16 protein-coding genes and 11 tRNA genes are annotated in these 20,399 nt (G+C 47.3%); 6 read left to right on the forward strand and 21 right to left on the reverse strand.

The annotated features are described in order from the left end of the window. Positions 1-25: 25 nt before the first annotated feature. Both ABIE27_RS25975 and ABIE27_RS25980 read right to left on the reverse strand, forming a co-directional pair. Positions 26-946, reverse strand: coding sequence for a carbohydrate ABC transporter permease (locus ABIE27_RS25975; protein WP_429351881.1), 921 nt, complete (start codon positions 944-946; stop codon positions 26-28). Between the two features lie 43 nt (positions 947-989). After that, positions 990-2,342 carry an ABC transporter substrate-binding protein gene (locus ABIE27_RS25980; RefSeq protein WP_123065633.1) on the reverse strand — a complete coding sequence of 451 codons (1,353 nt, stop codon included), beginning with the start codon at positions 2,340-2,342 and terminating at the stop codon, positions 990-992. Positions 2,343-2,710: 368 nt separating this feature from the next. Here ABIE27_RS25980 and ABIE27_RS25985 point away from each other — a divergent pair, with 368 nt between their 5' ends. Both ABIE27_RS25985 and murQ read left to right on the forward strand, forming a co-directional pair. Continuing rightward, positions 2,711-3,682, forward strand: a complete 972-nt coding sequence (locus ABIE27_RS25985) for a BadF/BadG/BcrA/BcrD ATPase family protein (RefSeq protein ID WP_429351882.1) — start codon at positions 2,711-2,713, stop codon at positions 3,680-3,682. Between the two features lie 22 nt (positions 3,683-3,704). Further along, complete coding sequence (gene murQ / locus ABIE27_RS25990; RefSeq protein WP_123065444.1) at positions 3,705-4,610, forward strand: N-acetylmuramic acid 6-phosphate etherase; 906 nt, start codon at positions 3,705-3,707, stop codon at positions 4,608-4,610. Positions 4,611-4,918: 308 nt separating this feature from the next. Here murQ and ABIE27_RS25995 read toward each other — a convergent pair whose 3' ends face one another. The 3 genes from ABIE27_RS25995 to ABIE27_RS26005 all read right to left on the reverse strand — a co-directional run bounded on the left by ABIE27_RS25995 (position 4,919) and on the right by ABIE27_RS26005 (position 8,153). Further along, on the reverse strand, positions 4,919-5,758 hold the full coding sequence (locus ABIE27_RS25995) for a MurR/RpiR family transcriptional regulator (protein ID WP_123065632.1): 840 nt from the start codon (positions 5,756-5,758) through the stop codon (positions 4,919-4,921). A 110-nt stretch (positions 5,759-5,868) separates the two neighbouring features. Further along, positions 5,869-7,113 (reverse strand): anhydro-N-acetylmuramic acid kinase, encoded by a 1,245-nt coding sequence (locus ABIE27_RS26000; protein ID WP_240036996.1) that lies wholly within the window; start codon positions 7,111-7,113, stop codon positions 5,869-5,871. Between the two features lie 221 nt (positions 7,114-7,334). Next, complete coding sequence (locus ABIE27_RS26005; RefSeq protein WP_240036994.1) at positions 7,335-8,153, reverse strand: YheC/YheD family protein; 819 nt, start codon at positions 8,151-8,153, stop codon at positions 7,335-7,337. A 153-nt stretch (positions 8,154-8,306) separates the two neighbouring features. On the opposite strand from ABIE27_RS26005, the gene ABIE27_RS26010 reads away from it, so the two are divergent. Both ABIE27_RS26010 and ABIE27_RS26015 read left to right on the forward strand, forming a co-directional pair. Continuing rightward, positions 8,307-9,116: a DUF6492 family protein gene (locus ABIE27_RS26010; RefSeq protein ID WP_429351883.1), complete on the forward strand. Its 810-nt coding sequence runs from the start codon at positions 8,307-8,309 to the stop codon at positions 9,114-9,116. A gap of 17 nt (positions 9,117-9,133) precedes the next feature. Continuing rightward, positions 9,134-10,510: a sugar phosphate nucleotidyltransferase gene (locus tag ABIE27_RS26015; RefSeq protein ID WP_429351884.1), complete on the forward strand. Its 1,377-nt coding sequence runs from the start codon at positions 9,134-9,136 to the stop codon at positions 10,508-10,510. Positions 10,511-10,594: 84 nt separating this feature from the next. On the opposite strand, the gene ABIE27_RS26020 is transcribed toward ABIE27_RS26015, so the two are convergent. From ABIE27_RS26020 to ABIE27_RS26035, 4 genes are all read right to left on the reverse strand, one after another. Continuing rightward, positions 10,595-12,145, reverse strand: coding sequence for an MBL fold metallo-hydrolase (locus tag ABIE27_RS26020; RefSeq protein WP_429351885.1), 1,551 nt, complete (start codon positions 12,143-12,145; stop codon positions 10,595-10,597). Next, positions 12,142-13,827 carry an ABC transporter permease gene (locus ABIE27_RS26025; RefSeq protein WP_429351891.1) on the reverse strand — a complete coding sequence of 562 codons (1,686 nt, stop codon included), beginning with the start codon at positions 13,825-13,827 and terminating at the stop codon, positions 12,142-12,144. Before ABIE27_RS26025 ends, ABIE27_RS26020 begins: the two co-directional genes overlap by 4 nt. A gap of 77 nt (positions 13,828-13,904) precedes the next feature. Continuing rightward, the gene (locus tag ABIE27_RS26030) at positions 13,905-14,978 is read right to left on the reverse strand and encodes an ABC transporter substrate-binding protein (RefSeq protein ID WP_123065440.1); all 1,074 of its coding nucleotides are present in this window, start codon (positions 14,976-14,978) and stop codon (positions 13,905-13,907) included. 157 nt (positions 14,979-15,135) lie between these two features. Beyond that, positions 15,136-16,200: an ABC transporter ATP-binding protein gene (locus tag ABIE27_RS26035; RefSeq protein ID WP_429351886.1), complete on the reverse strand. Its 1,065-nt coding sequence runs from the start codon at positions 16,198-16,200 to the stop codon at positions 15,136-15,138. Between the two features lie 451 nt (positions 16,201-16,651). Between ABIE27_RS26035 and ABIE27_RS26040 the strand changes: the two genes are divergently transcribed. Both ABIE27_RS26040 and ABIE27_RS26045 read left to right on the forward strand, forming a co-directional pair. After that, on the forward strand, positions 16,652-17,569 hold the full coding sequence (locus ABIE27_RS26040) for a LysR family transcriptional regulator (RefSeq protein ID WP_123065439.1): 918 nt from the start codon (positions 16,652-16,654) through the stop codon (positions 17,567-17,569). 138 nt (positions 17,570-17,707) lie between these two features. Next, positions 17,708-18,568, forward strand: a complete 861-nt coding sequence (locus ABIE27_RS26045) for a hypothetical protein (RefSeq protein WP_123065438.1) — start codon at positions 17,708-17,710, stop codon at positions 18,566-18,568. Positions 18,569-18,754: 186 nt separating this feature from the next. Here the strand turns inward: ABIE27_RS26045 and ABIE27_RS26050 are convergent, their stop codons facing one another. The 12 genes from ABIE27_RS26050 to ABIE27_RS26105 form a co-directional block, all read right to left on the reverse strand. After that, positions 18,755-19,189 carry a hypothetical protein gene (locus tag ABIE27_RS26050; protein WP_123065437.1) on the reverse strand — a complete coding sequence of 145 codons (435 nt, stop codon included), beginning with the start codon at positions 19,187-19,189 and terminating at the stop codon, positions 18,755-18,757. A 151-nt stretch (positions 19,190-19,340) separates the two neighbouring features. Next, positions 19,341-19,411, reverse strand: a tRNA-Gly gene (locus tag ABIE27_RS26055). A 12-nt stretch (positions 19,412-19,423) separates the two neighbouring features. Then, a tRNA-Pro gene (locus tag ABIE27_RS26060) sits at positions 19,424-19,497 on the reverse strand. A 15-nt stretch (positions 19,498-19,512) separates the two neighbouring features. After that, positions 19,513-19,589: transfer RNA gene (locus ABIE27_RS26065), tRNA-Arg, on the reverse strand. 6 nt (positions 19,590-19,595) lie between these two features. Beyond that, a tRNA-Gly gene (locus ABIE27_RS26070) sits at positions 19,596-19,670 on the reverse strand. Positions 19,671-19,678: 8 nt separating this feature from the next. Then, positions 19,679-19,766, reverse strand: a tRNA-Leu gene (locus ABIE27_RS26075). A 12-nt stretch (positions 19,767-19,778) separates the two neighbouring features. Then, positions 19,779-19,851: transfer RNA gene (locus ABIE27_RS26080), tRNA-Lys, on the reverse strand. A gap of 8 nt (positions 19,852-19,859) precedes the next feature. Beyond that, positions 19,860-19,934 (reverse strand) — tRNA-Gln (locus ABIE27_RS26085). Between the two features lie 13 nt (positions 19,935-19,947). Continuing rightward, a tRNA-His gene (locus ABIE27_RS26090) sits at positions 19,948-20,023 on the reverse strand. Between the two features lie 93 nt (positions 20,024-20,116). After that, positions 20,117-20,192: transfer RNA gene (locus ABIE27_RS26095), tRNA-Thr, on the reverse strand. A gap of 19 nt (positions 20,193-20,211) precedes the next feature. Continuing rightward, positions 20,212-20,289 (reverse strand) — tRNA-Asp (locus ABIE27_RS26100). Positions 20,290-20,317: 28 nt separating this feature from the next. After that, positions 20,318-20,391, reverse strand: a tRNA-Met gene (locus ABIE27_RS26105). Positions 20,392-20,399: the final 8 nt, after the last annotated feature.

The following is a 20,399-nucleotide window of genomic DNA, read 5'->3' on the forward strand; positions in this document are numbered from 1 at the left end:
CCCGGATGCCTAATGAAAGCCTTGTTTAATACTCGATATCACTGGAGAAATATTTGAATTGAATCACGGAGATGACAATAATGATGACTGCCAGTACAAAGGATTGTGCCGAGGCTAATCCAAACTCGTAGAACTTAAAGGCCGTCTCATAAATTAAATAAGCAATTGTAGTGGTCGCAAAGTTTGGCCCGCCTTGGGTCATCAGGTATACAGAAATAAACACTTGGAAGGACGTAATGACGCCAGTTACAAGCAAGTAGAGCGTCGTTGGTTTCAAAAGGGGCCATGTAATCTTGCTGAATTGTGTCCATCCGCTCGCATGATCGATATCGGCAGCCTCATACAGCGATTTTGGGATACCTCCCATAGCCGCAAGATACAGAATGATGCCCGCACCATGGGATCCAAGCCAGTTCATCAAGATTAGAGAAAAGAGGGCTGTGCCTGACTGACCAAGCCAGATGACCGGGTCAAGGCCGAAAAAGCTCAGGAAGCGATTGAGCAGTCCCGAATCCGTCGGGTCAAAAATGGCGAGCCACACGATCGAGATTGTCACTCCCGACGCTACCGCAGGCAGATAAAGTGTGGCCTTGAAGAACGTCTGCCATTTGCTTTTCATCTGAAAGATGAAATACGAGAGCACAAACGTAATCAGGATGTTAACTGGCACTGTTCCCACCGTGAAAATGACGGTATTTTTAATCGACTTCCAGAAGGTTTCATCCTTCACCAGACGTTCGTAATTATCCAGTCCCACCCACGTGGAGTTCATGATGTTGTATTTCTGAAAGCTCATAACAAGAGCTGTTAATACGGGGTACAGTGTAAAAACGAGAAACAGCAGGACAGGCGCCAAAATAAACAAATACGCCCACCCGTAATCTCGCCAGAACCGGACAACCCGGGAATGCCGGGGCGCAGGCTCCGGCGCAAGGGCGGTCTGCATGGCGAATCCTCCTCTCCGAATCAATGTGTCACTGCGTAGTTGGTTATTGTCCGAACATCTGCTGACCTTTGCCTTTAAAATCTTCCGCAATCTGCTCCGGTGTCTTCTCACCCGAGAACAGAGCCTGAATGTTAGGCTTAACGACCTGTTCCTTGAACTGTTTCTGCTGTGAAGCCTTGTCGATATCCAGCTTGAGCACGACTGGCATTGCGATGTGTTTCGCCATCTCTTTGGCCGCATCCAGATTGACCTGCTGTCCCAGTTCCTTGCCTTTGAACAGATCGGCTTGAGATTGTCTTACAAAAGGAAGCGCCAGCTCATTAGCCGAGTTACCCGCTTTGGCACCACTCAGTGCCTCCATAACGAGGAAGGTATTTTTGGCATGCTGCTCACCTTTGTCCTTCTTCTGTTTGAAAGCCACATAACCCTCGCCGCCCATCGTTGTTGCCGCAGGCTGATTATCATTGTGCGGTACGGGCAGCAATACAAAATCAATCTTCTCCCCCTGCACCTTGCCATCGTCAATATCTTTGTTGCGGTTCTGAATCATGACATCATAATAAGGAATCGCCTTCGAGATGATTGCCGTTTCACCGGCATAGAACATGTCTGTCCGCTTCGCCGGAGCAAGTGCGGCCGTTTCCTTCGGCATATATCCTTGATCCATCAGATTTTTGATAAAAGAGAGCGTGTCCAGAATGCGGCCGTCATTCCACTGGAATTTCCCGCTTTCGTCCAGCACATCAATCATGCCGTTGTTACGGGAGAGCATTTCAATAAAATCAAGCGAAGTACCATCTGTCACCAAGGCATATTGTTTACTTCCGTTATCCAGCGTTTTCGTCAACTTGGCCGCGGCTTCGTTAAACTCGGACCAGGTCCAGCCATTCTTCTGGATGGTCTTCCAATCAATGCCCGCTTCATCGAGAATACGTTTGTTACCGCCCCAGGCCCACTGGAATTGATAGAGAGGCAGACCGTATTGTTTCCCTTGAATCTGCCCCAGTTCCAAAGTGCCCGGCAGATAGTCATCTTTGATCTCAGGGGTCAGATAACTGTCCAGTTCCAGTGCCAGTCCGGTATTCACATACGTACCGTCCACACTATGGAAGTACAGATCAGGCGGATTTCCCGCGTTTAAAGCGACATCAAATTTCTTGGGCCCCTCAGCCCAGGAGAGCATTTCCGTTTTCACCGTAATATTCGGGTGTTCCTTATTAAAATCAGCAATTAAGTCCTTCAATTCATCCTCGTATGTGCCATGAACCGGGTATGTCCATACCGTCACCGTATCATTCGCACCCGGATCATTCGAATCTGCTCCACCACTGTTGCCACAGGCTGTGATCCAGACCATCAATAACACCATCGCCAAAACAAGACCCTTCCTTTTCATATCCTTCATCTCCTTTTGCATGTCGTCTTCTCTTGTCCTACGCCCATTATGAATGTCTATTGCTGGTGCCCTTCTGTTACCTTTCCCTTTCGTAACCCTCTGTTCGCAGCTTGGCACAGAGCCGAAATCTACACCTCCTTGGAGATCGACCTGTTCAGCAAGGTCTAGTGTTACTAATGAAACTTTAACGTTAATTAATGTAACATCAATCGTATCGATTCCTTCCAAAATTGTGGATTGAATTCATTATATGAGGTGTAAAATAAAAATTCAACAATAAATTTGTTCATAAAATTTAATTTTACTTTTTCGTTTTAAGCCTCTATACTATGAAAAAAAGAAAATATGCCCTAACGAGGTGAGCACGCTTGCGAGTTTACGCAGGAATTGATGGAGGCGGTACCAAAACTGATGCAGCAATCATTTCTGAATCTGGGGACATTCTGGCAACAGCTCGTGGCGGTGCAACGAATCCACATAGTGTGCCGCCTCACGAAGCTGTAAAGGAGTTATTACATCTCTTAGATGTTCTATTTTCATCCAATGTAGAATTTTTGTCTAATTGTGAGAGTATATGTCTTGGCATGTCAGGTATAGCTGAAGATCAGGAGCGACAATGGATCACTGCTCACGTTAATGACTATATGAAAAGCAAGAAAAACACGGCTGATTCCATTCATGCGAACTGTACGATCCATATTGTCACGGAGGGAGAAATCGCACTAATGGCCTCGCTTGGGCAACCGCACGGTTTGCTCGCCATTTCAGGAACCGGATCGATCATCTATGGAATCACACCGGAAGGTGAAGTGAACCGGGCAGGCGGGTGGGGACATCTACTCGGAGATGAGGGGAGCGGTTATCGAATTGGACAGCGTGCACTGCAAAGCGTTATGAAGAGCCATGATGGCGTTTTACCTACAACCATTTTGACATCACTCGTATTGCAGGAGTTGCAAGTCAAGCATCCACCGGAATTAAAATACGTGGTATACCAAGCGGACTGGAACAAATCAAGCATGGCTTCCATGGCTCGCCTGACGATAGAAGCCGCTGCTGGAGGGGATGAGGTAGCACGTTTCCTTCTCATGGATGAGGCCAAGCAACTGGCCGATACCGCTAAAGCGCTAATACGCCAACATGTTTCTTTCGCCACGGCTCCTATGGCACTTTCCGGTTCCATATTTCGCTACTCTTGCCTGTTTCGAAATACATTCCTTCACCATCTTACCGAAGTGCACGATCAACAGGAGATTGTCTGCTTGGAAAATGCTCCTGTCCCGGCCGTGGGTGCGGCACAGTTAGCAAGACTACAATGCCACTTGGATAAATCATTCTAAACAAAAAAAGGAGGGCTTACGGATGAATCATACGCTTAACTCATTAGTAACGGAACAGCCTAACCCACAGACAGATGATATGGATCAACTGCCTTCAGCGGAAATTATGGAACTCATCAATCGGGAAGATCGCCGCATAGCTGAGCTTATTCAGCCACTAATTCCAGTCATTGCTCAAGCCGCAGACCGCATTGTAGCCAGTTTTCAATCGGGGGGAAGACTGTTTTATGTAGGCGCAGGTACAAGCGGCAGGCTAGGTATTCTAGATGCATCGGAATGCCCCCCTACGTATGGTACTCCACCTTCTATGGTGCAAGGTATTATTGCAGGCGGGTTTCGGGCAATTAAGGATCCGGTAGAAGGCGCAGAAGATAGCGAAGAAGCCGGGGAAACCGATTTGAAGCAGCACGAATTACGTGTTAATGATGTTGTCGTTGGCATTGCAGCAAGTGGACGCACCCCTTATGTGCTTGGAGCCATGAATTATGCCAGGCAGCTCGGTGCTGTAGTCATCGGGGTGAGCAATAATGCTGATACACCCATGAGCATACTCTCGGATGTGAGCATTGAAGCGGTTATGGGACCGGAGGTCGTGATGGGGTCGACTCGCATGAAAGCCGGTACCGCCCAGAAAATGATTCTGAACATGCTGACGACAACCGCGATGATCCGTTTAGGTAAGGTGTATCGTAATTTCATGGTGGATCTGAATCCGTCCAATGAAAAGCTTGTACATCGAGCAAAACGCATGATACAGCTTGCAACTGGAGCTCAGGAAAACGAAATTGAACAAGCCTTTACCGCAGCGAATGGGCATGTCAAAACAGCGATCGTGATGCTGATGGCTGATGTCGATGCAGCTGAAGCCGGGCGCCGGCTGGAGAATGCAGATGGTTTTGTACGTCATGCTATTGCCGGATCAGGCTGATTAGAACGGTACCCTAGCTAGTTTCTGTACCATTTATCTTCTACCTGTTTAAGGATCATTGGAGATTGTGCGGTAGCTTGTTTGTGATAAAGAAGCACAGGCAGCAAGTCATTTGGTACTTATAGGCAGCTTTTCTGGCGCTGAGAGATGGTTATTTACATGAGAGAAGGCCTACCTGCCCGGTTGGCTTCTCTTTTTTTACTTTTCATAGCGTACAATTGTATTCCTCATCAAAAAAATCCCTGGTACATATGACTGTACGGGATTCTCCACGTTTTTATTTCCTAAACACACCACAATTTCGTTGCTCATTTATGCTCCTGAATCGCTTGTCTGCTCTTCTCCAGATACTGCACCGACTGATTATAATCCCGGCTGGCAATAGCCAGGTAAAGAATATCAATGACGTTAAGCTGCGCAATGCGTGAAGAGGTAGCTCCACTGCGAATATCGCTCTCCATCGACGTAATCATGAGAGGAACATCCGCAAGACTGCTCAGCGTGTTACTGCCCCACTTGGTAATACTGATCGTTCCTGCACCACCTTCACGGGCATGCTCCAAACAGGAAATCACATTGGAGGTCTCGCCTGAATAAGAGATACAGACCACAACATCGTCCTCACGCAACGTCGTTGCAGACGAAATCTGCATATGTGGATCGGCGAACGAAAAGCTGGTACGGTTAATCCGCATGAACTTGTAGTGTGCATCCAGTGCAATCAAATTAGAGGCGCCCACGCCGTAGAAAAAAATGCGATTGGCTTTGTCCAGCATGTTAACCGCCTGATCTACAAGCCTTGGTTCCAAAATATGAACCGTGTCTTTGATCGATTGAATATTGTTTGTAGACACATGTTGAATAATACTCTCTACCGAGTCCTTAGGACGAATCTCTGTATATTGATATTGCTCATTGGTCTGTAAATCCCCCGCTATTTTGAGTTTCAGCTCCTGAAAACCGGTTACACCAAGGGATTTACACAACCTGATAATGGCGGCCGGACTGCCTCCGCTTCGTTCAGACAGTTGCGCAACGGACGACTGCACTGTCTCTTGGGGGTGTTCCAGAATGTAAGCTCCGATCTTTCGTTCTGACGGAGTCAGATCATCCAGTAATGCGCGTAAACGTACAAGTCCACCTTTCATACCTTCCATCCGCTCCTCCTCTCCGTACTGTTATCTGTACAAGCATTTTATCTTATATTTATTGCCACGTCTAATTGGAGATACTGCTTACCTTGACAATTCAATGGCCACTACAGAGTCAGATGTCCTGAAATAACGGCATGTGCCGCACCTGTTACATCAGGAAGTGTATTTGTTCTGCCCATCAAAGCCTCATGTCCAAGCAGCGCGAACCCCATCGCTTCCCTGGCATCATCCGGAACACCGTAATCTGCTGTACGCTTCAGACGTATGGATTCTGGAAGTCTTAACCGAATCATCTTCATTAATGTGTCATTGGACGTACCGCCGCCGCAGGTAAGCATTGCCGAGATTGACGTCTTGGGTAACACAAAATCCTCAACGGCCCGCACTATGGTCTCTGCTGTAAGCCAAGTTGCGGAAGCTAACAGATCTTCCAGTGACAGATCATGCAATGCCGCAAATTCCATAAGTCGCTTGGCATAATCTGCACCATAAACTTCACGTCCGGTACTCTTGGGGGGGTGGCGACGGAAGTAGTCATCATTCAAGCAGTAGGCCACCAGCTCGGGGTGCACGGTTCCCTTCGCTGCTATGCTCCCGTTCGGATCGTAATGCTGCTTCCCTTCGGTAGCATGACGAACCAGTGCATCTATCACCATATTCCCTGGTCCTGTGTCGAAAGCCGAAACCTCCGTCTCGGATGATCCTGCCGGAAGTACAGTCACATTGCCGATCCCGCCAATGTTCTGCACCAGACGTCCTTCCGTAGCACTACGGAACATTAATGCGTCAGCATAGGGAGTGAGCGGAGCACCTTCCCCGCCTGCCGCCATATCTCTGGCACGCAGGTTGCCAATGACAGGCAGCCCTGTGCGCTCTCTCACTACAGCACACTCGCCGATTTGCAGTGTAGAACTTACTTTCAAACTGCCGGTACCCAACGGGCTTGGAAACGCAGAAGGAACAGGTGCATGCCAGATTGTCTGCCCATGCATGCTGATTACATCGACTTGTCCGCTTGAGACACCAGCTGATTGCAACAGCTCTTGTACACTCTGTGCGTACCATTCGGATACACCGAAATGGGCTGTTGTCAGCTCATCAACACGCGCTGTTTCGGGAGAGCATAAGCGAATCAGCCTCTCTCTGAGCTCATTCGTATATGGCGTACAGATAAAATCAACGAGTTCCATTCGCTGCATCGCTCCGTGCTCATCTGTCTGTATATGTACCAGTGCTGCATCCGTTCCGTCCAGCGATGTGCCAGACATCAATCCAATCACCAGGTGCTCCCGTTTAGAACGGTACGCCTCCCACATCGGATAACTGCCAATCTCCCTGCGAACAGCCATATTGTTTTCCAGCCTCCCCTGGACCGGATGCTTATCCCGCCCCGTCCTGCTCATATTTCACTCAGTATATGACACAAAATTTCACAAGTCAATTTAAATGTGAAACTTAATTACAACCCACATACGGAAGCTGAAATGCAGTTCAACAAAAAAGTCGCCACATTGGCGACTCTTGAGCCGGTAACCATCTCCAGCCGATTTCTCATGAAAAATCCGGTCTTTTATTTTGTTAGTTTTTTTGCAGCATGGCGATGATATCGTATGACTTTTCGATACATCGTCTTGTCCTTTAATTGATTGAATATGAATGGGTCAGGTTTGACATTCACCTCAATAATCCAGGGTTTTAGACTGTGGTCCAGTCCGATATCCACACCTATTTGATTAAGATAAGAGTACTTTTTCTTCATATGACGAGCTATGCGCAGGCTAAGTTCATTCATCTCCTGAATCAGTTCATTTCTGCGTTTTGTGGATGCATGAGAGTTTAGCAGCTTGTGAACATCCATCGGTGTACCACCACTATGATAATTGGTTACGATTTTCTTTGGATGACCCAGTCGGCCGATGATTCCAGTAGCTTCCCATTGTTTGGTCGGGCTTAGTTGTATCATGACTCGGATATCAAAACGTCTCTTGTTGTGCTTAAGAAGATGGATTCCTCTCTGAATCAGATAGCTTCTCTTATTCACCAAACGTGTCAGACTGGTATAGAACGATTCAAAGCTGTTAAAGGTCAGACGTTTTTGATCATGCTGATAGACAAAATGTTGATGGTCTTCCATTTCAGCCTTAATGACACCCATCCCGAAAGTACCTCTCTCGGGTTTAACATAGACCATTCCATACTTGCTCATCATGGATTTCAGATTCGTTTTGTTAAATTTCTGTGTGTCTGGGATAAACGGTTTAATAGATTCATTATTAATAATCAATTTTGTTTTTAACCACTTGCTTCTTAATGGCTGCAATTTATCAACACCCATGCCATAAGCTCTCCCTTCAGCAGCCGCATCAAAGCCTACTGTTTGTTTGATCAAGATCCTGCATGCATTATATGTCATACCGATATAGGAACCCTCTACAAAAGTCCCTATTCGTAAAAAATGTATATTAGCACATGCCCTGACCAAAACACTTTTGCACACATACCATGAAAGAAGTCATAACGATATGTGCAAGGAGTTGAGAAGATGTCCGTTCGGCGTGGAATGCAGTTGAATACTGCGACCAAGATTGATGTTCTTATACCAGCGATTGAGAAAGATTTGGCTACCCTTCCCCTCGTCATTGATAACATTCGCCGTTATGTAACACATCCCATCGGAAGCATATATATTGTTTCTCCGGCCAGCACCAAAATCAGAAAACTTTGCTCCCGTAAAAACTGCATTTTTGTTAATGAGCGATCCGTTCTGCCTATAACCAAAAACGAGATACACTACCAGTCCTCCCGTTGGAATCGCTCAGGCTGGTTATATCAGCAGCTGCTCAAAATGAACGGAGATTCCATTGTGAAAGCAAAGCACTTTCTAGTCATGGACGCGGATACCGTACTGATTAAACCTCATTCATTTATTGTAGAAGGCAAAACGTTATTTTACTGCCGTGATTGGAGCCAGCCGGAATATTTCAATACCTACCATAAGTTATTAGGCATGAAAGCTCCGCGTCCCCGCTCTTTTGTTACCCATTATATGCTGTTTGAAAAATCGAAACTCGCTGCCCTAAAACAGAAAATCGAAGCGGTTCATAAGCTGCCATGGTACAAAGCGATCATCTTCAGTATCAATAAGAAGAAGCAGTTTGGTTTCTCCGAGTACGAAACGTATGCCAATTTTATGTATACGAAAAACCCGGGTAGCATGGTCCTTAGAAGTTCGATGAATAAAAGTCTGAATATGAATGCTTCTTCGCTAAAAGAGCAACAAATCCGTCACCTGGCTCTTAAATATCGTTCTCTTTCCTTCCATAAACGCAAAATCTATAGTAAAGCTCCCTGAGCTTAAGGAGGAAGCCTATGCATATCGTACTGCTGTGCGGTGGCTCTGGCAAAAGGCTCTGGCCATTATCCAATGAGCTCCGCTCCAAGCTGTTCGTAGATATACTTCCATCACCCGCTGGAGGTAGGGAATCCATGATCAGCAGAATATGCCGCCAGCTTGACAGTTCACGCCTGACAGATTCAGCGATCATTATTTCACATCGGGATCAGGCTAGCATTACGGCTCGACATACTCAAGACAAAATACCAGTCATCGGGGAACCATATAAGCGAGGTACTTTTACTGCCGCAGCCTTAGCGACGTTATATCTGCAATCCTCCCGAATGGCTAAAAATGACGATGTGATCTGTATCGCGCCTGCCGATGTGTTCGCAGGTGAGGATTTTTTCGGCAATTTCCAATCACTTCCAGACATATTGAAACAGTCTCAAGCCGATATCGCTTTAATTGGGACAAGGCCTACACATGCTTCAGAACAGTATGGATACATCTTGCCGGGTGGGGTAGAACGTAATGCTTATGCGCCAGTAACACAATTTATAGAAAAACCCGAAGCCGCCATTGCTGAAAATCTGCTGCAACGTGGGGCACTATGGAACTGCGGAGTATACGCGTTCACCGTCGCGTTTATGATATCCCATATTGAAAAAATGGGACTTCCGGTTCATTATGATCAATTGTCCTCCCTGTATGGAGTGTTGCCTGAACGAAGTTTTGACAAGCATGTTGCAGAAAAGGCGCAGCGGGCCGTAGTTCTGCCTTATAAGGGAGTATGGCAGGATATCGGAAGCTGGGATACGCTATGCGCCCAGTTAGATTCCCATGTTTTCGGACATGGTGAAATCTCTGAGTCATCCTTCGATTCCTATATTGTTAATGAGCTTCCCTACCCCATGCAAATCATTGGTGTGCCAGGTATTATCGCTGCCGCAAGTCCAGACGGCATTCTCATTGCCAACAAAAATAATTCAAATGAAATTAAAGCGCAGTTAGGCAGCCTGCCACTAAAACCGATGTATGGTGAAGCAACCTGGGGCAGTTATCGTGTCATAGAGAGCTCGATAGAAGATGAAAATACAACCGTAACCACATTGAACACAACGGTTCTACCGGGCAAACATATCGGATTGCACTGGCACCGGGCAGGATGTCGCGCGTGGACTGTACTTGCAGGCAGCGGTCACTTGCTTATCAACGGACAGGTCACCCAGGTGACAATCGGCAATCAGTTCAAGATCACCTCGGATAGCGTCTATTCTATTCTCGCTGAAACCAGGATGGTCATCCTTGAAGTGCGGATCGGCGAACCCGAGGATGAAAAAAACATCCTTTTTGAAAATGAAGATTGGAATATAATCGTAGAACTTGCAGGATCGTACGAAACCAAATAGTAATCATCCAAAATTCTGACTATAGTTTCTCATTCAGTTGGACTATCCATGCACCAAAGTGGGCGTTATTTTTCAAGCCATCCTTCAAAAGATTAACTCATCCCCAGGAGATAACAGGTCAATATCTGTACCAGATTGACATTGTCCGGCGAGCAATCCCTGTCTCAGCCGCCCTGTCTCTGCAATATCGGTATGAACCAGCACGTTGTGCCGGGCAGAGACCCGGTTCAACATCCGCTCCACATCATGCCATCCTTGATGAACCTTGTATCGGACCTTTTCCACCCTGCATGTGCCGTATTGCTCAGGATTTTCGAGCAATTGATGTGCAAATGTACCGGCAGAAGTATGTCCCGTGAGCAAAATCAGATTTTGCATTTCAGGTGCCCACATCCCGTAATACCAGCGTGCGAGTGAAGACTGCATCATGCCATCCGGAATGAACCAGAGCGAAGCTTCATATTTTTCAAGCAACTTTGTCCGTTCTTGGGGTGTACTCACTCTTTCCCAGCCTTCTCCGCTCAGAAATGTTGCAATCCTATGAGCAGGCGCACTTTCGGTGACTTCACCTTCCTGCTCTCTGAGCCAGGAGGATGCATGATGCAATTGCTTCATGCCCTCTACAAGCCTCTGCTCCACAATCAAAGGTACATCTGCAAAACGTCCTTGCGCCCACAAAATCAGTTCCTGTCCTCGGCCAACCGCAGGCATGGGCATGAGCACCTTACCACCTTGATGAAGAGCATTCTGGATGGCACTTTCCAGCTGCTGCAACTTGTCTGCCTGAGCATCACGATCTGTTCCATAGGCTGCATCGATAATAGCCAAATCCAGTCTGATGGCAGGTTGCTTGTGCTGGCCTTCTTCTCGGTATTTATGTTGATCTTTGTGCTGGCCCTTGTGTGGGTATTTGTGTGCTTTCACCTGCATTTGTACTTCCAAAGGAGAATACTCCACGGCATGCCTGCTACTCGTAACGGATGCATTGCTGGACAAAGACAAACGTTGCGCTCCACCTACTACAGAAGCAATGGGCATGACCTCGTTCAGTCTCTGTCTCTTCAGATCAGCCTGCCTGAATCCGTTAGCCATATCATCTGCCTGTAATAGCATCGATTCCGAGGTGTAATCGCCAGAGTACAGTATTCGCTTGTCTTCCATCTCCAGCCCGAACCAGACTGATCCAGCCAAATGTCCACTGCGCCCCCACATGACCGATATACCAGGCAACAATTCAAACCAGTACTCACGCTCAGCCTCATCCTCTAAAAATCGATAGCGAATCCGTTTTTCATCTGCTTCATCATAGGGCAAGGATTGACCCGCACGTTCCATGCTATTACGCCAAGCTCGAAAATAAGTTGTTAACTGCTCTTTTGTCTCGCGTGTTGTCCACACTTCACCTGTATACCCCAGCTTGTAGAGAAGCGGGATGGCAACGGAGTGATCCTCATGGGCATGGGATAACAGCACCGCATCCAGTTGTGGCACAACCTCCGGTACGATGAGCGGATATTCGCCGTTGCCTTCTTTTTTCACACCACAATCCAGCAACAGTTGGTAACGGCTCCCGCTAAGCAGATAGGCGGAACGTCCATGCTCGCCCGCACCGCCCCATACATTCAGTTTGATCATGAAGCATTCCACTTTCTCTTTGAATTCAGCATTTCAATCCCCAGTAACATCAGCACCGTCATCCCGACGGTTACTACAGCCATCGCCATCCCAAGTGACACCTGACCCTGTTCGAATTGGGCAAAAATATACGTCGCCGACGTCTGCATCGACGGCGGAAGAATCAGAAGCGAGCCGACCAATTCTCGCGTGGCAATCGTAAATGTCATCATCCAGCCCGCCAGCATAGCGGGCAGGATCAGCGGAATAAGGATACGCCGCAGAATGTACAGCGGCTTACCGCCGAACACCTGACCCGCCTGAAACAACGTGCCATCGATCTGGGTGAAGCTTGATTTTACATATTGCACGGTGTATGGCAGGAACAGCACAACATAGGTAAGCACCACCATCCCATACGTGTTATACAGCGTCACGGGCATCCAAGGCGAGTTCCAGAACAGAATCAGACCAACCACCATAACAATACCCGGCACCGTGTTGGGCAACAGACTGAACAAGTCGATAACCCGTTGCATGAACGAAGATGACTTGCCAATCGCCAGCGCAAACCCCGTACCAATGATTACTGCAACCGTAGAAGCTGCCAGAGATAATCCGAGACTGTTGCCGATCGCCTTCATACTTACTGAACCCCAGGATAACAATTCCCGGTAGTGCTCCAATGTCAGATTGTCCAGAGCAAGCCCCACTCCCCGTAGCTTCATCGTGGATGCCGCTATGATCGAGAAATACGGGATGCCGATGGATAGGATGAGCAAAACAGCAAGATATGCACCGCATAACCATCCGGCCCAGCCTCGGAGGGAATACCGTTTCGACCGTTGCCCTTTACCGCCCACCAGGCGATACGTGAACTTCCGGCTGATTGCGGACTGCATGTACCACATCACCAGACAGACGGACAGCAAGACCGACGCCAGTGAAGTCGCCTTACCGAAGTCAATCGGCCAACTGGAGATATATTTGTGAATCTCGGAAGTCATAACATAGTAACCGATTTTGCGCCCAAAGGTCGCGGGCGTACCGAACTCCGCGATCGTTTTGACGAAAACAAGCATAATCCCCATCCCGTAAGATGACAGCAACAAGGGTAAAATAATACGTCTGAATCGGTATCCCGCACGCCCACCGTGCACGGCTCCCGCTTCTTCCAAATTACCGCCGATGCGGATTAACGCATCCCGCAGCAGCAAATAGAGGAAGGGGAACAAGTGCAGACTCATGATCATCACCATGCCCCAGAAACTGAAGAACAGCTCCGTCCAGTTCGCAGAGGAGGGTATCCATTGCTGGAGGTATCCCCCTTTTTGCATAAACAGAATCCATCCCATCGAGCCGATATACGGTGGAGTCATGAACGGAATCATCAGGATGACATCCACCCAGCGGTGCTCTCCCATTCGGGTTTTGGACATCATCCAAGCGAGCGGTAACGCCAGCAGCGTTGTCATCGCCACCACACAGATGCCCAGCCACACGGAATTCAGCAACACACCGGATAGATGATGCCCCGTAATTGTACGGAGCGGGGCCATCCAATCCCATTGCCCGTTCGGGTACACACTTTGCCAGAAGATGAGTAACAGCGGCACCCCAATGCTAATCGTCAGCAGAAAGAGGGCCAACACCACGCCCACTCTCCGAAAAATGCGGTTGTTATCTGTTACAACAGGTTTCACTATGCTCACCTCACATGAATTTCCACGTCAAGACAGCAGCATCTCCTGTTGTCTACCGTTTCTGTATTTGTGTTCACTTATTTAAAAGTTTCGGAGAAACGTGCTGCGGTTTCATCACCATGCTCGCTCATCCAGTTCCAATCCACTTTCAGTTGCGGAATATCCTTCACATTGGCACGGTTTGTTGCTTCGATATCTTCACGCCCTGGAAGCAGGTATGCATCTGTAACCAGCTTCTGTGCTTCATCCGACAACAGATAGTCGATAAATGCTTTGGCATTCTCTACGTTAGGACTGGATTTGAGAATCGCTGCCGGTCTTGGACTAATCACGGTACCTTCTTCAGGGTATACGATATCCAGCGGTTCCCCTTTGGCTTTGGCGGAATAAGCCATGTAGTCTACACCTGCTGCCACAATGCTTTTCGCACCCGTAATCACCGGGTCAAGGGCTTCCTGATTCGCTCCTGCCATAGCTACACCGTTCGCTTTGTAAGCGTTCAGCAGATCCCATCCTTTTTCACCATTGGCACTCAGGTAACCTGTAATGAAATCGAGTGCGGAGCCAGATAGTGTCGGATCAGGAATATTCACTTTATCTTTCCATGCTGATGTTGCGAGTTCAGCCCAGCTTGTAGGCGGCGTTGCCACCAGTTTGCTGTTATACACGATGCCCAGTGCAGATGCACTGCTGCTAAAATAGTTTCCGTCTGCATCCGACCATTCCTTATTCAGCTTGTCCGCATTAGCAGCTTCCGGATATGGCAATGTGAGTCCATCCGCTTTCAAAGCTTGTGCGGAAGGCAAGGAAGCCAGAATAACGACATCGGCTACCGGATTGGATTTTTCCGCCTCCATACGAGCCAAAATTTTACCCGTCGTTCCTTGGAACATCTCTACCTCAATGCCTGTCTTCGCTGTAAATCCATTCACGATATTGTCTGCCAGCTTCTGAGGCCCTGCACTGTACAATACCAATTTGCCACCTGCCGCTTTGTCCTTCGTTTCCGCTGCCGCTGCTGTTCCTTCTCCCGCAGGCTGTGCTGCGTTTCCAGTCGTGGTGTTCCCCGTGCTACATCCAAATAGACTCAGACTCATTACTGCTGTTAATAAAAGTGTTGCACTCTTTTTACTTGATTTCATACCGAACATGTTTATTCCATCTCCCTTGGATTGGTAGTAGCAAAACTGCAATGGTTTGTTTCTATTTCTTCATCGATCATATCTTCTCTATCTTTTTCTATTGTTCTTCATTGCTTGTCTTCGCGTTTTGAAAAGCTTGTCGTTTTAGTTCACGGTAAGTCGCTCTCTAGCGAGCTGCAGCGATTATTTCTCGTTGTCTGGCACTCGTGTTCTGACTCATATCATGCTTCATATCCAGCTTTGGACTGCCATCCTGGCTCTGTGGAACATGCATCCGGCAGATTCGTTCTGGCGATACATAGAGCTGCACTTTCTCTCCAACGCTTACTCTGTGGTTCGCATATGCCGTCCACACGCCCAGTCCTTCCATCTGCACACGCACCTCGTAGCGTTCTCCCACATAGCTGACGCTGAGAATTATTCCAGTGTAGCCCAGATCATCGTGGTTTGTTTTGTTCCAGGTGACATGTTCCGGCCGAATCATGGATTCGTTTGGCGTAAGCCAATTGGACTTTCCGATAAACGAAGCCACATAAGGATCACTTGGCGCGGAGTAGATCGTTTCCGGGGTACCTTTTTGCAAAATCCGCCCCTTCTGCATCACCACGATCTCATCCGACATCGACATGGCCTCAATCTGATCATGCGTCACATACAGGGCGGTCAGTCCCATATCCCTTACCAGTGACATCATCTCGATCCGCATCTCTTCCCGAAGTACTGCATCCAGTGCACTAAGAGGCTCATCAAACAAGATGACTCCCGGCTTCACCGCTACCGCCCTGGCAAAAGCAACCCGCTGCTGCTGTCCACCCGACAGCTGATGAGGATACCGATCTTCCATGCCTTGCAGTCGAACCATGCCCAGTGCTTCATTAACCTTTTGCCGCAAATCAGACTTCTGTTTGCCTGCTTTCAGGCCAAAAGCTACATTTTCATATACCGTCATATGCGGCCATAATGCAAAATCCTGAAACACCATGCCCAGATTACGCTTGTGTGTCGGTGTATCGATCCGCTTTGCTGTAGAGTAGAAGTACTCCCCATCTGCACGAATCTCCCCCGCGTCCGGCTGTTCCAGCCCGGCAATCATGCGGAGCAACGTCGTTTTTCCGCAGCCCGAAGGGCCGAGCAAAGTGGTGAATTTTCCGTGTTCAAGCGTCAGATCGGTGGGCAATAGTGCAGGTATTTGATGAAATGATTTTTGAATTCCCTGTATCTCCAGTTTCATAAGCATCCCTGCCTGTCCTCTTTACTAAACATTTTTAACGCATCTCTTGGTTAATCTCTTGTTTTACACTGTTAGATTTCTTCTGTTGCTCTGACTTAGCTTATCTCGTTTATGTTGCTCTGCTTGAGATTATCCCTTTTGTACTGCTCTTGTACTACCTTGATGTACTGCTCTCTTGTAGTGCGCTTGTAGTGCGCTTGTAATGCTTTCATGTATTGCTTTCATGTATTGCTTATGTGTTACTTACTTGTTGCCTCTCTTGCACTGTTTTCAGTCTAACGCTCGCTTTCGAGAGTTGTTTGTTATGTTTGTAAAATGGGAATTAACTTTTTAGATGAATTCTGTTGATGTTCATAGATTAAATCTATAGATAGACACGGTATGATCTTTCATTAAATGCATCGGATCATCATAACCGAGATTTTTTTAGCACTGAGGAGTGTGGAGAGAGTTGAACCTGATCAAATTACAAATTATCGAGTTGATCGACAAGCACCATCATATGACAAGTGTGGCCGAGATTCTGGGCATCAAGCAACCAACGGTTACCTTTCATATGAAGTCACTAGAGGAAGAGTTGGGGGTCCGTTTATTTGAATCACGCAGTGGAAAAACATTTCTGACCGAAGCTGGACAAGCCTTGCTTCATTACAGTGTCAAAATCAATGCCCTGACCCAGGAGGCCCGCCGCGTCGTCAAGGAATATGACAGCCTGTACCGGGGCACGCTCCATATTGGAGCAAGTTATGTTCCAGCTACCTATCTGTTGCCCGCCATGCTTCATACGTTTTCTCAAGAGTTTCCGGGTATCCGGATGACGTTGTCTGTCAAACCTGCCCCGGTTATCCGCGAGATGGTCATCCAACATCAGCTTGATCTCGGCATCATCTCATCCGAACCTTTTGTTGGGTCAGTATTATACGCTGAAACGCTATGTGAGGACGATCTTGTGCTCATCTGCTCTCCGCAACATGGGCTGACTCAGAAAGAATCCTTGCTGCCTGAAGATATTGCGCAGATACCTTTTGCTTTACACGGTGATGAATCCAGTACACGCAGGCTGACTAACCAATGGCTTGTACAGCATGATATCCGGCTGCGGAGTACCGTGGAGATGGATTCCCTGGAAGCGATCAAACAGCTTGTGTTACTTGGCGGTCACATCTCCTTCATGTCGCGGATGGCCGTTCAGTGGGAGGAGCAGCAAGGTCTTATTCAGGTGCTTCCCATTCCGGGAGAGCAGGCACCACGCCATATTTACACCGTTCATAACAAGGATCGCCACCCTTCTGCTCAAGTCCATCGGTTCATCGAAGTCCTGCACGAAGTCATGAACACACAGTCTTTACTCCGTCAGCCTATCGGTTGAACCTATATAAACTATCGCTGGCCATTCATGAAATCTATGCAGGGTTAACGTAATGTGCGTTTCCCGTTAATCGCATTCAGAAACTTGCACGGTAAAGTGGGGTCTGTACGTTAATCCAGATTAGGAGAGTGATTGGTTTTGAAAAAGTGGAAAAAAGTAACCGCCTCGTTGATGCTGAGCATCGTCACCCTGGGAAGTGGACTAACATTTCTGGATACGCCGCCGGCTTCAGCCGCTGCCAACGCTGTTCCCGCTTATGAAGTGAAGTTCCTCGCCAAGCCGGAGCTTGTGTTAAACACCAATGGAACACCGCGCAGTGAGGTTATCCAGACTCTAGGGCTGAATGCTACGCCACGAAATATCAATGTGGAGTACTTTGACACCAATGCTCTCGGATTAGATGCCCAAGGTTGGAACGTCCGTTTTCGCAAAAAAGATGATAAAAACAACTACGAGTTAACCTACAAGAAGCGTTACCCTGTCATGAACGGGGATATCAATGCAGCACTGACACTTGCAAATCAGGAAGGGTTCGATTCATCAGATGATAACTACGAGGCTGAAATTGACTGGGGATATGGCAAACAGACGCTGAGCTTCTCCAACACGAAAAAAGTAGACACCAAAACAACAGACATACAGTTGCCTTCCGAAAAGGATGCCTTGAACCTGCTGCTGGACAAGCTTCCCGGCAAATTAAAAAACTGGTCTGCCTCCAACTGGGGCAAACAACAGCTTACCCAGGCTCGTGCCTACGGCCCAATCATCTTCCAACGGTACGAAGGGACATGGAATGGTCAGGAGCTTACCCTGGAAGTATGGCCGATCCGAAATGCAGCAGGCACGGGTACTGAAAACATCATCGAGGTTTCATTTAAAACAGATGACTCAGCAGCCGTATCTGGCCTACGTAACCAATTACTACAATTGCTTCAAAACAAAAACTGGCTAATCCCTGCCGATGGTTTGAAAACACAGACCATCCTGGAACGGTATTAATGGAAAAAGATATGCAGTAGAAACGAAAGCTCCTCCTGCTTCTTTAGATAGAAGCAGGAGGAGCTTTTAATTTTCATCATCTTTAGCCGATACTTAAAAACTATTTTTCACAAGACTAATGTTTTTTTTCGGGGGATATAGTTAAACTATTTATATTCTATACCACTAAAACTAAGCAATCACGAATCACAATCGAATAACCCCATTACTTGAATCATTCGTGAACAACTGTCTCTCGATCTCCCATAAAAATGTTTTAGCTACTGCTGACTTAAAAAAAGCTAATTTTATTTTTCGATGTCTGCCGTTCATATGATAACCAATAATCAGAAAACTTTGAAATTTCATTATTTCTCGTTGGTCAGGGTGATGTACGCCACTCACTTTATTTAGTGAAAGTTCAAACATCTGTTGATCTGCTTGTATGTACAAGTTTCCGTTACCTAGCAGTATATCCACTTTCTTACCCTCCGGCACCTGAGGTAGACCTGAATGATGAATTCCGACTGAATGTAATGCTGCACCATATTTTTTCTTTAATCTGTTCGATTTTCTCGTTTGAGTACTTCCAAAAATAATTATGGCGATCATTACAAGGACAAGAAATATAATAGGACCCATTTAACACCCTCCTGTATCTTTTCTAATATTTATCAAGACTAGATTACCACAAAATTTCATCATATGGTTCACTTGATCCGTGTAAGCCCATTGATACTCACTAATAATAAAAAAAGAGTTCTTGCATTATGCAAGAACTCTTTGAATCGTAAGCGGGTGATGGGAATCGAACCCACGCTATTAGCTTGGAAGGCTAAAGTTCTACCATTGAACTACACCCGCATAAACGAAAAATCGGGATGACACGATTTGAACATGCGACCCCCTGGTCCCAAACCAGGTGCTCTACCAAGCTGAGCTACATCCCGATATAAAGGAAATAATGGCGCGCCCTGAGAGATTCGAACTCCCGGCCTTTTGATTCGTAGTCAAACGCTCTATCCAGCTGAGCTAAGGGCGCAAATATTGGAGCGGAAGACGGGAATCGAACCCGCGACCCTCGCCTTGGCAAGGCGATGCTCTACCGCTGAGCCACTTCCGCAAAATATATGGTGCGGTCGAGAGGACTCGAACCTCCACGGGGGGTTAGCCCACACGGACCTGAACCGTGCGCGTCTGCCAATTCCGCCACGACCGCAAAATATGAAAGTGAGTCATGAAGGATTCGAACCTTCGACACCCTGATTAAAAGTCAGGTGCTCTACCAACTGAGCTAATGACTCATAGTAAATGGCTGGGGATATAGGATTTGAACCTATGCATGACGGAGTCAAAGTCCGTTGCCTTACCGCTTGGCTAATCCCCAATAAAGAAAACTATGGGGCGATCGAGGGGAATTGAACCCCCGAGTGCCGGATCCACAAACCGGTGCGTTAACCACTTCGCCACGATCGCCATAATATCAAACATTAATGCATGAGTATTTTAGTATTACCATCAGAGCTTATATTATACAGCTTATAAACCTCTAATTGCAAAATACTAAAATGGTGCCGGCGAGAGGACTTGAACCCCCAACCTACTGATTACAAGTCAGTTGCTCTACCAGTTGAGCTACACCGGCACGGTGTAAAGTATTAAAATGGCGGAACCGACGGGATTCGAACCCGCGATCTCCTGCGTGACAGGCAGGCATGTTAGGCCAACTACACCACGGTTCCAGATCACTTTCATAAAAGAAAGCTTTAATTGCGGGGGCAGGATTTGAACCTGCGGCCTTCGGGTTATGAGCCCGACGAGCTACCGGGCTGCTCCACCCCGCGTCATTAGG

The organism is Paenibacillus sp. 4624, from assembly GCF_050435065.1.
Lineage (GTDB): Bacteria > Bacillota > Bacilli > Paenibacillales > Paenibacillaceae > Paenibacillus > Paenibacillus amylolyticus_D.